Genomic DNA, 14,177 nt, shown 5'->3' with positions numbered 1-14,177 from the left:
GCGATGCAAGGTCCATCAGTGGTCGATTTTGTCGACCAGTTCACGCGCTAGGGCCGCAATCGCGCGGCGCTTCAGAAGCAACTGCCATTTTTTGCCCCCGGCCTGGCGCCACAATACTGCCGCGCGTATCCCCGCGAGCAACGCAACGCGGATGCGGGCGGCGTTTTCCGGGTTCTGCAGGTGCATCGGCTCGCCACGTACCATGATGCGCGGACCGAGGATGCTGATGCGTTCCTGGTAGATGGCGGCCAGTTGCTCGTTCTCGACCGATTCACCCAGATCGAAGTGCTGCAGCCGTCTCGCCAGGGCCGCAAGATCGTCACCCAACTGACGCACGCTGGACTCGTCGCGCCGCAGTCGGTCGCTCAGATGGACGACCGAGATGACATATCGCGACACCTCGAAGTCGCTCCTGCGGGGGCTTTCGAGGTGCTGTGCGAGTACGCGCAGACCGAATTCGACGCCGGCCGTACCGCCAAACACCGAGGCCACGGAATCGGGCGCGAAGTCGAACAGTGACAATCGACTGGTCGCAAATACCCGCGCGTCGCAACTGCCGGTTGCCGCGATCCGGTGCGCCAGCCAGGCCCCCTGGAAGACCCCGGCCAATGCGACGACCCGATCAGTGTGCGTGTAGTTGGACATGGGCACTACTCGATGATGCCGCCACCCAGGCAGACCTCACCGTCGTACAGCACGATCGACTGGCCGGGCGTCAGCGCACGCTGCGCCTGCGCAAAGTCTGCGGTCAGTCGATCCCGGGTGACGGTGACGACACAATCCTGCAAGGGTTGCCGATGGCGACAGCGTGCCTTGCACGCGAAGGATGCCGTGGTCGGCGGCCGGTTGACCCAATGTACCTGATGCGCAGTGAGTCGGTCACGGTACAGCAATGGGTTGTCGTGTCCCTGTGCGACGATCAAGGCGTTGTTCGGCAGGTCCTTGCCGACGACGTACCAGGGTTCGTCGGGAGCATCCGCGACACCGCCGATACCGAGTCCGTGGCGCTGACCCAGGGTGTAGTACATCAGACCCTGGTGACGGCCGATCACTTCGCCGTCGCTGGTGCGAATGGGGCCCGGGCTGGCCGGCAGGTAACGGCTCAGAAAGTCGCGAAAGCGTCGCTCGCCGATGAAGCAGATCCCGGTACTGTCCTTCTTCTTGTGATTCGGGAAACCGGCAGCGCGGGCAATCTCGCGGACCTCCGCCTTGTCGAGTCCGGACAGCGGAAAGAGGCTGTGCTGCAAGGCGCGCTGGCCGAGCATGTAAAGGAAATAACTCTGATCCTTGTTGTCGTCGTGGGCACGCAGCAGCTGACAACCGTCCGCGCCGCAGCGCACGCCCGCGTAGTGACCGGTCGCAATCCGCTCGGCGCCGAGTGTCAGTGCATGGTCGAGGAACGCCTTGAACTTGATCTCACGGTTGCACAACACGTCGGGATTGGGTGTGTGCCCGGCCTTGTACTCCGCGAGAAAATACGCAAACACGCGGTCCCAGTACTCGGTCGCGAAATTGACCGTGCGCAAAGTGATGCCAAGCAGGTCGGCGACCGCGCGCGCGTCGGCGAGATCCTCGGCGGCGCTGCAGTAGTCGGCGTCGTCGTCTTCCTCCCAGTTCTTCATGAACAGGCCCTCGACCGACCAGCCCTGTTGCAGGAGCTGCAATGCGGCGACCGACGAATCCACGCCACCGGAAAGACCCACGATCACCTTGCCCGGTTTCATCAAACGCCGGTGCCTCGCGCTGCCTTCATGGGCGTGCGGCGACGCGGTGCGCGTGGCGATGCCGGCAGGGTGCAGTCCGGACCGTTCAAAATACGAATCCCGCGGGCCTCCAGCCGCCCTTCCAGGTCTCGAGGTCGACGACGTCCGGCGGTGCGCCGTTGTCTCGGAACCACGAATCCACGGTCCAGCGGGTCCCGTTTCCTGTCTCGCGCAACACCGCGGTGAAATGGGGCCATCCGCCGACGATCAGGAAACCACGATGTGCGCGCGGTTCCACCGTGTGCCAGCGCAACAGACCCGCCTGTTCGAGGATCGTCAGATAGGTCGTGGTGTTGGAGGATTCGTCGACGCAATCCATCTGCGGTTGCAGCGTGCCGAAACCGGACAGGTCACCGGCGCGGTCTCCGGAGGTGCCCGCGAGTTCGCCGACCACGCGTTCCATTTCGGCGATCGCGTTGCGTACCTGCTCGCGTTCTGCCGCCGGGTCGGCGGCCGGAGCGCTCAGATGCGTGCTCACCTGCTGCCACTGCGGATCGCTGAGCGCGACCCGGGCCACCGTCGCGCAACCGTGCCCGTAGCAGACCGGTACATCCTTGGGACTCGGCGCCTCCGGGAAATCGTATTGCCGATACAGCTCCTCGTATGCCTGATCGGCGAATACCGGGTGCATCAACAACAGCCAGCCGGCCAGTACGCCGTCAACCGATCGCATGCAGCAGCTCCAGCGGAACAGGTCGAGAGACCGCCGCATCGTCGATACAGCGCAACACCATCGGGCTGCGCACCGGCAGGGCACCTGCGGCGATCTGCTCGCGCGTCAGCCAATGCACGGCGCTGATGTCGCTGTCGATACGGTAGCCGGGAGAGGGGTCGCCCACGCTACCGCTGAAACAGAATCGTAGGTAGCTGCGGCTCGTCTCCGGCAATGTCCATTGGTAGACACCGACCAGACCGTCCGGGGTGAAGGGGTGCCCGGTCTCCTCCAGCACCTCGCGTCGGATCGCCTGCTGCAGGGTCTCGTTGAATTCGAGGTGTCCGGCGGGCTGATTGACGACCGCGCGGCCATCCGGGCGCTCCTCGACCATCAGATAGCGGTCGCCGCGGCGAATCACCGCGGCCACGGTAACAAAAGGGGACCATCGCATCGGGCAAGTTTAACATTTCACTGGCGCCGGTCCGGTCGCCGTCGGGCCGCCGGTGGCCTGCGCGATGGTTTCGGTGCCGCGAGCTCGAGCGTACGCCATTCGCCCGGTGCCAATCCGTCCAGCGTCCATTCCCCGACCGCGTAGCGGACCAGACGCAGGGTCGGGAAACCGATCGCCGCGGTCATTCTGCGGACTTGGCGGTTGCGGCCCTCGCGGATACCGATTTCGACCCACTGTGTCGGGATGCGTGCGCGATACCGGACCGGGGGATCGCGCGGCCACAGGCGGGGTTCGGGCATCAGGCGTGCCCGGGCGGGCAAGGTGGGACCGTCGTTGAGCTGCAACCCGTGCCGCAGCCGTGCCAGGTCGTCTTCACCGGGGATCTTCTCGACCTGCACCCAGTAGGTCTTCCAGGTCTGCTTGTGAGGCGCGGTCAGGCGGTGAGCCAGCTCGCCATTGTCGGTGAGCAGCAACAGGCCTTCGCTGTCGCGGTCCAGGCGGCCGGCGGGATACACGCCCGATCGGTCGATGTAATCGGCCAACGTCGGACGACCGCTGCGGTCAGTGAACTGCGACAGCACGTCGTAGGGTTTGTTGAAGAGTATCAATTTAGCCATTCAAGTGAAGCGCTGCCGAGCGGGTGATAGAATCCGCTCTCATCTAATACCCACAGTGGATGGTTTTACTCCCATGGCATTCGACAAAATCCAAGTGCCGGCGAACGGCGAAAAGATCACCGTCAACGCCGATTTTTCCCTGAACGTTCCCGATAATCCGATTATCCCCTTCATCGAAGGCGACGGCATCGGTGTCGACATCAGCCCGGTGATGATCAAGGTCGTCGATGGCGCTGTCGAGAAGGCCTACGGCGGCAAACGCAAGATTGCATGGATGGAGGTCTACGCCGGGGAAAAATCAACCCGCCTTTACGGCGAGGGGGTCTGGCTGCCCGAGGAAACACTGGCGGCGGTCAAAGATTACGTGGTGTCGATCAAGGGACCCCTGACCACGCCGGTCGGCGGCGGCATCCGTTCGCTCAACGTGACCCTGCGTCAGGAACTCGACCTGTACGTCTGCCTGCGGCCTGTGCGCTATTTCAATGGCACACCGAGCCCGCTGTTGCATCCCGAGTACACCAATATGGTGATCTTCCGGGAGAACTCGGAGGACATCTATGCGGGTGTCGAATGGCAGTCGGGCAGCGCCGAGGCCAAAAAGGTGATCGATTTCCTGATCAACGAGATGGGCGTTACCAAAATCCGTTTCCCGGAAACCTCCGGGATCGGCGTGAAGCCGGTATCCAGTGAAGGCACCAAACGCCTGGTGCGCAAGGCCATCCAGTATGCGGTCGACAATGACCGCGCCTCGGTAACCCTGGTGCACAAGGGCAATATCATGAAGTTCACCGAAGGTGCGTTCAAGGAATGGGGCTACGAACTGGCCAAGGAGGAGTTCGGTGCGGTCGAACTCGACGGTGGTCCCTGGTGCACCTTCAAGAATCCCAAGAGCGGGCGTGAGATTGTCATCAAGGACGTGATCGCCGATGCGTTTCTGCAGCAGATCCTGCTGCGGCCGAAAGAATACGACGTGATCGCAACGTTGAACCTGAACGGTGATTACGTCTCGGATGCGCTGGCTGCTCAGGTCGGTGGTATCGGTATCGCACCGGGCGCCAACCTGTCCGACTCGGTCGCGATGTTCGAGGCGACCCACGGTACCGCACCAAAGTACGCAGGGCAGGACAAGGTCAATCCAGGGTCCCTGATACTCTCTGCCGAGATGATGCTGCGCCACATGGGTTGGGTCGAAGCGGCCGACCTCATCATCGATGCGATGCAGAAGGCGATCGGTGCGAAGACGGTGACCTACGATTTCGAACGGCTGATGGACGGTGCCACGCTACTCAGCTGCTCGGCATTCGGCGACGCGATGATCGCACATATGTGACGAGATCAGTGAAGGCCGTGCCGTTGGGGACACAAAAAAGCCTGCCGTAGTGGCAGGCTTTTCTTCATCACCGAAGTCGGTGCGAATGATGCGTGGCCTACACGGCCGACGCAGCGGCATGCAGGTTTTGCGCGTGCAAACCCTTGGGGCCTTGTTCGACTTCGAACTCCACCCGCTGACCTTCCTTCAGTGTTCTGTATCCTTCCATTTCGATCGCCGAGAAATGGACAAACACGTCCTGCTCGCCGTCGTCAGGGGTCACGAAGCCGTAGCCCTTGGCATTGTTGAACCACTTTACGATACCGGTGGCCATAAGCACTCCTCCGAAATTGTCATGCAACGATGGTGCACTCTTGTTTTTAACCACGCCGTGGCGATTGTCCGGCTGGCGTGATTTTTTAAATGCGCACCAATTTGGAGTATATCCGGGGCAATCGAATGTTCAACAATCATTGATGCAGTTTATTAATGCAGGCAATAAACATATACTTAAATAGCAGTTTAAACATGAACTTGCAATATTTTAATCATCTATATTCTAGATCGTCGGGCGAGGCAAAACGCATCAGTTTGGGGCCTTTTTTTATCTGCTCGGCCGCGTGCGCACCCATGCGGTGCCTGGGATCCGGGGGGGCACGGCGATTCCGGCAACGCGCCCTGGGCGATGCCTCGGGTGCTGGAGCGTGAACCGCGCGCTGCTAAAATTGCGCCTTAAATACCCCATTCCCGTTGAACTAGACTTAGGCAGAAAATGAGCGACGGTCATGAATATAACGACGGCGACGACGAATTAGCGGTCGCGCGTGCACGACCGCGACTGAAGCGCCCGCCGCTCTACAAAGTATTGCTGCTGAATGACGACTACACCCCCATGGAGTTTGTCGTCCATGTGTTGGAGCAGTTTTTCGGCATGAATCGTGAAAGGGCAACACAGGTGATGTTGCATGTTCACACCCGCGGTATGGGTGTCTGCGGTATCTATTCGAAGGACATCGCCGAAACCAAGGTGGCACAGGTGAACGATCATTCGCGCGCCAACCAGCATCCGCTGCTGTGCACCCTCGAAGAGGCATGATCGGGGAGGGAACCCAGGACGATAGGGATGATCTGAACCTGAACTGAAGATTGGCTGTTACCGGAAACGAGAACATGTTGAGCAAAGAGCTGGAATTTACCCTCAACCAGGCTTTCAAGAATGCCCGGGAGAAGCAGCACGAGTTCATGACCATCGAACATCTGCTGCTGGCACTGCTGGACAATCCGACGGCGGCACAGGTGCTACGCGCCTGCGGCGCGGATATCGATAGCCTGCGGCAGGATATCGACAGCTTCCTCGAGGAGACGACGCCGCTGATCATGGACGATGACAGCCGCGAGACGCAGCCGACCCTCGGTTTCCAACGGGTGTTGCAGCGCGCGGTGTTTCACGTCCAGTCGTCGGAGAAGAAAGAGGTCACCGGAGCCAATGTGCTGGTCGCGATCTTCAGCGAGCAGGAGTCGCAGGCCGTGTACTTCCTCGATCGCCAGAACATCACGCGGCTGGATGTGGTGAATTACATCTCCCACGGCATCTCGAAAGTGCCGAGCGACGAAGCCGGGCGGCCGAGCGCGGAGCCGGGCAGCGCAGACACGGATGCCGGCGAGGGTCGACAGGAGAGTGCGCTCGAAACCTATGCGGCCAATCTCAACGATCAGGCAAGACGCGGCAAGATCGACCCATTGATCGGACGCCATAGCGAGGTCGAACGCACCGTTCAGATCCTCTGCCGGCGACGCAAGAACAACCCGTTATTCGTTGGCGAGGCGGGCGTGGGCAAGACCGCGATCGCCGAGGGGCTGGCGAAGAAGATCGTCGACGGTGAAGTCCCGGAGGTACTCGCCGATTGCACCCTTTACGCACTGGACATGGGCGGTCTGGTCGCCGGCACCAAATACCGGGGGGACTTCGAAAAGCGCCTCAAGGCGGTGCTCGCCGATCTCAAGCGACAGCCGAACGCGATCCTTTTCATCGACGAGATTCATACGATCATCGGCGCCGGTGCTGCCTCCGGCGGCGTCATGGATGCCTCCAATCTGATCAAACCGGTGCTCGCATCCGGCGATCTGCGCTGCATCGGCTCGACCACCTACCAGGAGTATCGCGGCATCTTCGAGAAAGACCGCGCGCTGGCGCGCCGTTTTCAGAAGATCGACATCAACGAGCCGACCGTCGAAGAGACGGTGCAGATCCTCAAGGGTCTGAAGACCCGGTTCGAGGAGCACCACCAGGTCAAGTACTCGAACAAGGCGCTGCGCGCCGCGGCCGAGTTGGCCGAAAAGTACATCAACGACCGGCACATGCCGGACAAGGCGATCGACGTGATCGACGAGGCCGGCGCGGCCAATCAACTTTTGGTTGCGTCGAAGCGCAAGAAGAGCGTCACCGTCGCCGACATCGAGGGCGTGGTCGCCAAGATCGCGCGGATACCGCCGCGTAAGGTCTCGGCCAGCGACACCGAGGCGTTGCGCAATCTGACCCGCGACCTGCAGATGGTCGTGTTCGGCCAGGACGAGGCGATCGATGCGCTATCGGCAGCGATCCGCATGAACCGGTCGGGCCTCGGCAGCGACCGGCGCCCGGTCGGCAGCTTCCTGTTCGCCGGTCCGACCGGTGTCGGCAAGACCGAGGTGACCCGTCAGCTGGCCCGGGTGCTCGGACTCGAACTGATCCGGTTCGACATGTCGGAGTACATGGAGCGGCATACGGTCTCGCGTCTGATCGGGGCGCCGCCCGGTTACGTGGGCTTCGATCAGGGCGGGCTGTTGACCGAAGAGATCAACAAGCATCCGCACTCGGTGTTGTTGCTCGACGAGATCGAGAAGGCGCACCCGGATGTGTTCAACCTGCTGCTGCAGGTGATGGATCACGGTACCTTGACCGACAATAACGGGCGCAAGGCGGATTTCCGGAACGTGATCATCGTGATGACCACCAACGCCGGTGCCAGCGACGCGACCCGCGCGTCGATCGGTTTCACCGCGCAGGATCACAGCAGCGATGCCATGACCGCGATCAATCGTCTGTTCACGCCGGAGTTCCGCAACCGCCTCGATGCGATCATCCAGTTCAACGCACTCGACCGGTCGACGATCCTCAACGTCGTCGACAAGTTCCTGTTCGAACTCGAACAGCAGCTGGAAGAGAAGCAGGTCGCGATGAGTGCATCGGCCGACGTACGTGAATGGCTCGCCGAGCGGGGTTACGACCCGCAGATGGGCGCGCGCCCAATGGCGCGGATCATCCAGGATTACATCAAGAAGGCCTTGGCCGAAGAACTGCTGTTCGGCAAACTCGCACACGGCGGCAGGGTCCGTGTCTCGGTCGACGACAACGATGAGCTCGCGTTCGAGATCGAAGAGCCGGCCGTGCATTGACCGGTACGCACAGCCGCGCGGGCCTGCGGCGGCGTAGCCGGAAAGACGTCAGCGTTCGCGGTAGACGATGCGACCTTTGCTCAGGTCGTACGGTGTGAGTTCCACCTTGACCTTGTCGCCGGTGAGGATGCGGATGTAGTGCTTGCGCATTTTGCCGGAGATATGCGCGGTCACGACGTGACCATTCTCCAGTTCCACGCGGAACATTGTGTTGGGCAGGGTATCGACTACCGTGCCCTCCATCTCGATTACGTCTTCTTTCGCCATCTGGGTCCAGTCCGATCTCGGTCGCGCACCAACGCGCCACCTGCAAGGCGCGGCATTATAGCAAAGCCCACCCACGGCGAAAGTCAATCGGACGTCAAGGCCACTTCCTCGAGCGACCGCCAGGCACCTTCGACCCACAATTCTATCGGCCTGAAGTTCGCTTTGTAGGCCATTTTCTGGCTGTCGCGGATCCAATATCCCAGGTAGAGGTGGGGCAATCCGAGTTCCCGGCATCGTTCGATCTGTTGCAGGATCGCCAGGGTCCCGAGCGAGCGCGCGGACAATTCGGGGTCGAAGAACGTGTACACCGCCGACAGGCCGTCAGCCAGCCGGTCGGTGACCGCGACACCCGCGAGGCGGCCGGCGAGGCGCAGCTCGAGAAACTCGGTGTCGCTCCACGGGGCGGTCAGAAACCCCATGTAGTTGGCCGGTGAGGCCTTTGCCATCTCGCCGTCGTTATGGCGTACCGCGGTATAGCGTTGGTACAGGGCATAGTGTTCGGCGTCGAAACCGGCTGGGCAGGGGCGCAGTTCGACCCCGGTGTTTGCCCGCAGGACACGCCGTTGCCCGCGCCGCGGGGCGAACCGCGCTACCGGGATGCGTACCGAGATGCACTGCGTGCAGGTCTCGCAACGTGGTGCATACACCATGCTGCCGCTGCGCCGGAAGCCATGGCGGACCAGTTCTCCGTAGGTGGCCATGTCCATCGGTTGTTCAGGGTCGCTGAACAGCATGCTGCTCAACCGGTTGGGTAGATAGCTGCACGGAAGTGGTGCAGACAGGTACAGCGGAAGACTGCGATTGGCGGTATTCATGCCACCAGTCCCCAGGCCGACAGGGTGTTGCGCGGTCGGGCACCGAACGGCGGTGTCTCGGTGTGCGTGGCCTGTGTCAGCTGTTCACGGAACCGCTCCCGACTGATCTCGCGCGCCCCCAGGCTGGCCAGGTGATCGGTATAGACCTGGCAGTCGATCAGGCGAAACGGCAGGTCGCGTGCGACGTGGGCGAGCAGGCTCAGCGCGACCTTCGACGCATCGGTGTAACGGCTGAACATGGATTCGCCGAAAAACACCTGGCCGATGGCTATCCCGTACAGGCCGCCGGCGAGTTCGGCGCCGCGCCACACCTCGATCGAATGCGCGTGACCCGCCCGGTGAAGCGCGTTGTAGGCGGCGATCATCTCGGTAACCAGCCAGGTGCCCGGGTTTTGCTCGCGCGGCGCCGCGCATGCACGGATCACAGCGTCGAACGCCTGGTCGACGCTGACCTCGAAGGGCTCGCGACGCAGCGTTCTCCGCAGGCTTCGCGAGATATGCAGTTCCTCCGGAAACAACACCATGCGCGGGGCCGGGCTCCACCAGAGAATCGGTTGCCCGATACCGTACCAGGGAAATATTCCCTGGCGGTAGGCGGCCAGCAGTCGTTCCGGCGCCAGATCGCCGCCGATCGCGAGCAGCCCGTTCGGGTCCGTCTCGGCCAGGGCGATATCGGGGAAACCGATGTCCGGGGGTGTGCCGTCCAGGTCAAAGATCACGATAGGGACTATGGGTATGCATCTCGGCAATATAGTCGCGCATACCGGCGCGTTCGTGGTCCAGGTGCCTGGCGATCGCATCGTGAAACCGCGGCTCGGCCAGCCAGTGCGCCGAAAGCGTCTCGGTCGGCAGAAAGCCACGTGCAATCTTGTGCTCGCCCTGGGCGCCGGGCTCGAAGCGGGCGAGACCTTGCTCGATACAGTAGTCCAGGCCCTGGTAGTAGCAGGTCTCGAAATGCAGCTTGTCGAAAAACTCGCTGCATCCCCAGTGACGGCCGTACAGGGTGCCCCCGCCGACCAGGCAGAAGGCGGCCGCCACCGGCTCGCCGGCATGCTCCGCGAGGATCAGCAGGACCCCGTCGGGCATGCTGCGTGCGAGCGCGCGGAAGAAGCCGAGCGACAGGGTGGGTATGCCGCCGAGCCGGTGAAAAGTCGATTCGTAGAAGGCGTGGAACGTCTTCCAGTCGGCGGTTGTCGCGGCGTGTCCGTCCAGCCGTCGAAAACGGATGCCGGCCTCGGTGACGCGTCGGCGTTCCTTGCGGATGTTCTTGCGTTTTGCCGCGCTCAGGCCGCCGAGGAACGCCTCGAAATCCGCGTAGCCGCGGTTCTCCCAGTGAAACTGGCAGCCGGTGCGGCGCAGCAGCCCATGCCGCTCGAGCAGCGCGGTCTCCTGCTCGCCGGTGAACAGCCAGTGCAGCGACGAGACCTCGAGTTGCCTGGCCAGTTCCAGCGCCGCCTCGATCAACACCGGGCGGGTCTCCGCCGGCGCGTCCGGGGCACACAGCAACTTGGGTCCGGTCGCCGGGGTGTAGGGCGATGCGCTGACCAACTTGGGGTAGTAGCGCAGGCCATTGCGCGCATGGGCGTCCGCCCAGGACCAGTCGAACACGAACTCGCCGTACGAATTGAACTTCAGGTACAGCGGTACGGCACCGATCAGCCGGCCGCTGTGGTCCCACAGTGTCAGGTGACGGGGCAACCAGCCGAAGCGCTCGCCGAGACAGTCCTCGGCCTCGAGTGCGGCGAGGAATTCGTGGCGCAGGAACGGGATGTGGAGCGCGCCCAATGCGTTCCACGCGGCGGCATCGACGTCGGCGATGCGCTCGATGACCTTGATCCCGGGCGGGTGCCCGGCGGATGGATTCGGTAGCACCATACCGGCGACGGTAGGGTGTCGCCTGACGATGGTCAACGCTGGGATGCGTTGGGATAAAGATTCTGCGAATTTGAACGCCATAGATGCCGTGACAGACGATTCCAATCCGCTGAACCTGACCATCGGCTCGATCCTGCAGATCCAGGCGACCGTCCCGGAAAACGCGCCGCGTTACTCGGTGCGCCTGATCGGTTACCTCCCGGGCGCCAGCCTGGTGGTCACGACGCCGACGATCGACGGCAAGCTGCAGATCGTGCGCGAGGCGCAGCGTTTCACCGTACGGCTGCTCAAGGGCGAACGCGTGCTGGGTTTCGTCTCCCAGGTACTCCAGACCTCGCTAAAGCCATATCCCCACCTGCACCTGGCGTATCCCGACGACTATGAGCAGATCGTCGTGCGCAATGCCTCGCGGGTTTCCGCCGATCTGCCGGTTCTGGTGCGCAACACCCGCAGTTCGGCCGACGCCGACAACTTTCACGCGGCGACCATCGTCGATCTCAGCGAGACGGGCGCAAAGATCGCGAGCGCCGCGCCGCTGGCGTCCCCCAACGAGATCCTGCACCTCAAGTTCGAGATCGAGATCAGCGGCGACTCGGAGGAACTCGGCCTGCTCAGCGACGTGCGCAATGTCAGCGAGCGCATCGATGACGAAAGTGGGCGCCTGAAGGTGCACTACACGGGGGTGCAGTTCCGCACGATGAACCGGTTCCAACAGGTCCTGCTACACGCCTGGGTGACCGATCACGTACTGCAGCAGACCCGGCGTGTACGCCGCGGTTAGCGGCGCAGCCCGGGGCCTGGATTCCGTCAGATGCGGGTCGCGTGGTGGGCGAGGGTGTCGAGGTATTTCTCCGCGTCCAGCGCCGCCATGCAGCCGGTCCCCGCCGAGGTGATCGCCTGGCGATAGACGTGGTCCATCACGTCGCCGGCCGCAAACACCCCGGGTACCGAGGTCGCGGTCGCATTGCCTTCGGTGCCGCTCTGCACCTTGATGTAGCCGTTCACCATATCCAGCTTGCCATCGAAGATCGCGGTGTTCGGCTTGTGACCGATCGCGATGAACAGCCCGTGCACGTCGATGTCGCGCGTGCTGCCATCTTCGGTGCTCTTGATGCGCATACCGGTCACGCCACTCGCGTCGCCGAGCACCTCTTCGAGCACGTGGTTCCACTCGATCGTCACGTTGCCGTTCTTGGCCTTCTCAAACAGCTTGTCCTGCAGGATCTTCTCCGCACGCAGGGCGTCGCGTCGATGGACCAGGATCACCTCGGAGGCGATGTTCGACAGGTACAGCGCCTCTTCGACCGCGGTGTTGCCGCCGCCGATCACCGCGACCTTGCGATTGCGGTAGAAAAAGCCGTCGCAGGTCGCGCATGCGGAGACGCCCTTGCCCTTGTAGGCTTCCTCGGACGGCAGGCCGATGTACTGTGCCGAGGCGCCGGTGGCGATGATCATCGCGTCGCAGCTGTACTGCTGGCTGTCGCCTTTCAGCAGGAACGGGCGCTGGCTGAAATCCACCTCGGAGATGTAGTCGAACACGATCTCGGTATGGAACCGTTCCGCGTGCGCCTGCATGCGCGCCATCAGGTCGGGGCCCTGTACGCCTTCGTTGTCGCCTGGCCAGTTGTCGACATCGGTCGTGGTCATGAGCTGGCCGCCCTGCTCCATGCCGGTGATCAACACGGGGTCGAGGTTGGCACGTGCCGCGTAGACGGCCGCGGAATAACCGGCCGGACCCGATCCGAGGATCAGCAGTCGGCAGTGCTTGGTGTCGCTCATGCGGATGTCTCCTGTCGTTGGCCGCCGGTTCGCCCGGTGCGGGGGCACCGGACCTCGAGGGTGCGGGATGGCGACCGGCCTGGGCGGGCAATACTATAGGGAACCGGGTAGGGAGGTAAAACCATGACGTTAAGGGTTGGCGTGCCGCGCGAAATCAAGCCGCTCGAGGGGCGTGTCGGACTGACACCGGCCGCGGCCGGCGACCTGGTGCGCAGCGGGGTCGAGGTCGGGTTGCAGGCCGGGGCCGGCTCGGCCAGCGGCTATCCCGATGCGCTGTACGCCGACGCCGGCGTGCGCCTGTTGCCGGATGCCGACGCGCTGTACGACTGGGCGCAACTCGTGGTCAAGGTCAAAGAGCCGATCGGCGAGGAGATCGATCGCCTGAAGTCCGACCACCTGTTGTTCTGCTATCTGCACCTCGCGGCCAATCCGCATCTGTTGGGGCGGCTGTGCGATATCGGTCTGACCGCGGTCGCGTTCGAGACCGTGGTGGATCGTGGACGCCTGCCCATCCTGGTGCCGATGAGCGAGATCGCCGGACGTATCGCGGTGCAGGTCGGGGCCCACCTGCTGCATGCGCCACAGGGTGGCAAGGGACTGCTGCTCGGCGGTCTGCCGGGCGTGGGTCGCGGTCACGTCGTCGTGCTCGGTGCGGGCACCGCGGGCGGTGCAGCGGTGCGCGAGGCGGCCGCAATGGGCGCCGCGGTGACCGTGTTCGACAAAGACCCGCTGGCGCTCGAGCGCATGTATGCGACCGCACCGAACATCAACGCGCTGCTGCCGACCGAGGCGGCGATCGATGACGCCGTCCGCGCGGCCGATCTGCTGGTCGGCGCGGTGCTGCTCCCCGGCGCCGCGGCGCCGCACCTGGTGAGCCGGGCGCAGGTCGCCAGCATGCAACCGGGCAGCGTGATCGCGGATATAGCGGTCGACCAGGGCGGCTGTATCGAGACCACCCGGCCGACCACCTACGATGCACCCACCTATGTCGAGGAGGGCGTACAGCATTTCTGCGTGGCGAATATGCCGGGCGCGGTGCCGCGCAGCGCGACCCAGGCGCTGACAGCGGCCATGCTGCCCTATCTTAACCTGCTGTTGCGCCCGAACTGGCGTGACGACCCGCGGCTGGCCGGTGCCGTCAACGTCGCGGACGGCGCGGTCGTGCATCCCGCGCTGCGCACCTGACTGTTGCCGCCGCTCGAGCTGTGCAA

At 63.2% G+C, this 14,177-nt stretch carries 16 protein-coding genes; 5 read left to right on the top strand and 11 right to left on the bottom strand.

Annotated features, from left to right (window positions below; all coding sequences use genetic code 11):
• Positions 1 to 15: 15 nt before the first annotated feature.
• From hflD to H6955_21110, 5 genes are all read right to left on the bottom strand, one after another.
• Entirely contained in the window at positions 16 to 645 is a 630-nt protein-coding gene (gene hflD / locus H6955_21130; GenBank protein ID MCP5316072.1) for a high frequency lysogenization protein HflD, read from the bottom strand.
• A gap of 5 nt (positions 646 to 650) precedes the next feature.
• Entirely contained in the window at positions 651 to 1,724 is a 1,074-nt protein-coding gene (gene mnmA / locus H6955_21125) for a tRNA 2-thiouridine(34) synthase MnmA (protein ID MCP5316071.1), read from the bottom strand.
• Between the two features lie 85 nt (positions 1,725 to 1,809).
• A complete protein-coding gene (locus H6955_21120) occupies positions 1,810 to 2,436 on the bottom strand; it encodes a hypothetical protein (GenBank protein MCP5316070.1) in 627 nt (208 codons plus the stop codon).
• Entirely contained in the window at positions 2,423 to 2,869 is a 447-nt protein-coding gene (locus H6955_21115) for an NUDIX hydrolase (GenBank protein MCP5316069.1), read from the bottom strand. Before H6955_21115 ends, H6955_21120 begins: the two co-directional genes overlap by 14 nt.
• A gap of 17 nt (positions 2,870 to 2,886) precedes the next feature.
• Entirely contained in the window at positions 2,887 to 3,486 is a 600-nt protein-coding gene (locus H6955_21110; protein MCP5316068.1) for a pseudouridine synthase, read from the bottom strand.
• A gap of 73 nt (positions 3,487 to 3,559) precedes the next feature.
• Between H6955_21110 and icd the strand changes: the two genes are divergently transcribed.
• Complete coding sequence (icd, locus tag H6955_21105) at positions 3,560 to 4,816, top strand: NADP-dependent isocitrate dehydrogenase (GenBank protein MCP5316067.1); 1,257 nt, start codon at positions 3,560 to 3,562, stop codon at positions 4,814 to 4,816.
• A 97-nt stretch (positions 4,817 to 4,913) separates the two neighbouring features.
• Here the strand turns inward: icd and H6955_21100 are convergent, their stop codons facing one another.
• On the bottom strand, positions 4,914 to 5,129 hold the full coding sequence (locus H6955_21100) for a cold-shock protein (protein MCP5316066.1): 216 nt from the start codon (positions 5,127 to 5,129) through the stop codon (positions 4,914 to 4,916).
• Between the two features lie 438 nt (positions 5,130 to 5,567).
• Here H6955_21100 and clpS point away from each other — a divergent pair, with 438 nt between their 5' ends.
• Both clpS and clpA read left to right on the top strand, forming a co-directional pair.
• Positions 5,568 to 5,891, top strand: coding sequence for an ATP-dependent Clp protease adapter ClpS (clpS, locus tag H6955_21095; GenBank protein ID MCP5316065.1), 324 nt, complete (start codon positions 5,568 to 5,570; stop codon positions 5,889 to 5,891).
• A 74-nt stretch (positions 5,892 to 5,965) separates the two neighbouring features.
• Complete coding sequence (clpA, locus tag H6955_21090) at positions 5,966 to 8,230, top strand: ATP-dependent Clp protease ATP-binding subunit ClpA (GenBank protein ID MCP5316064.1); 2,265 nt, start codon at positions 5,966 to 5,968, stop codon at positions 8,228 to 8,230.
• A 48-nt stretch (positions 8,231 to 8,278) separates the two neighbouring features.
• Here clpA and infA read toward each other — a convergent pair whose 3' ends face one another.
• The 4 genes from infA to H6955_21070 all read right to left on the bottom strand — a co-directional run bounded on the left by infA (position 8,279) and on the right by H6955_21070 (position 11,187).
• Positions 8,279 to 8,497: a translation initiation factor IF-1 gene (infA, locus tag H6955_21085; GenBank protein ID MCP5316063.1), complete on the bottom strand. Its 219-nt coding sequence runs from the start codon at positions 8,495 to 8,497 to the stop codon at positions 8,279 to 8,281.
• Between the two features lie 83 nt (positions 8,498 to 8,580).
• Positions 8,581 to 9,312, bottom strand: a complete 732-nt coding sequence (locus H6955_21080) for an arginyltransferase (protein MCP5316062.1) — start codon at positions 9,310 to 9,312, stop codon at positions 8,581 to 8,583.
• On the bottom strand, positions 9,309 to 10,112 hold the full coding sequence (locus tag H6955_21075) for a leucyl/phenylalanyl-tRNA--protein transferase (GenBank protein MCP5316061.1): 804 nt from the start codon (positions 10,110 to 10,112) through the stop codon (positions 9,309 to 9,311). The genes H6955_21080 and H6955_21075 overlap by 4 nt, the downstream gene beginning before the upstream one ends.
• A complete protein-coding gene (locus tag H6955_21070; GenBank protein ID MCP5316060.1) occupies positions 10,021 to 11,187 on the bottom strand; it encodes an N-acetyltransferase in 1,167 nt (388 codons plus the stop codon). Before H6955_21070 ends, H6955_21075 begins: the two co-directional genes overlap by 92 nt.
• Positions 11,188 to 11,275: 88 nt before the next feature.
• Here H6955_21070 and H6955_21065 point away from each other — a divergent pair, with 88 nt between their 5' ends.
• Entirely contained in the window at positions 11,276 to 11,968 is a 693-nt protein-coding gene (locus tag H6955_21065; GenBank protein ID MCP5316059.1) for a flagellar brake protein, read from the top strand.
• 26 nt (positions 11,969 to 11,994) lie between these two features.
• Here H6955_21065 and trxB read toward each other — a convergent pair whose 3' ends face one another.
• Positions 11,995 to 12,966 carry a thioredoxin-disulfide reductase gene (trxB, locus tag H6955_21060; GenBank protein MCP5316058.1) on the bottom strand — a complete coding sequence of 324 codons (972 nt, stop codon included), beginning with the start codon at positions 12,964 to 12,966 and terminating at the stop codon, positions 11,995 to 11,997.
• A 123-nt stretch (positions 12,967 to 13,089) separates the two neighbouring features.
• Here trxB and ald point away from each other — a divergent pair, with 123 nt between their 5' ends.
• The gene (gene ald, locus H6955_21055) at positions 13,090 to 14,151 is read left to right on the top strand and encodes an alanine dehydrogenase (protein MCP5316057.1); all 1,062 of its coding nucleotides are present in this window, start codon (positions 13,090 to 13,092) and stop codon (positions 14,149 to 14,151) included.
• Positions 14,152 to 14,177 lie beyond the last annotated feature (26 nt).

It is taken from the genome of Chromatiaceae bacterium, from assembly GCA_024235395.1.
Lineage (GTDB): Bacteria > Pseudomonadota > Gammaproteobacteria > Chromatiales > Chromatiaceae > Thiosocius.
This window is presented reverse-complemented; position numbering and strand designations above follow the sequence as displayed.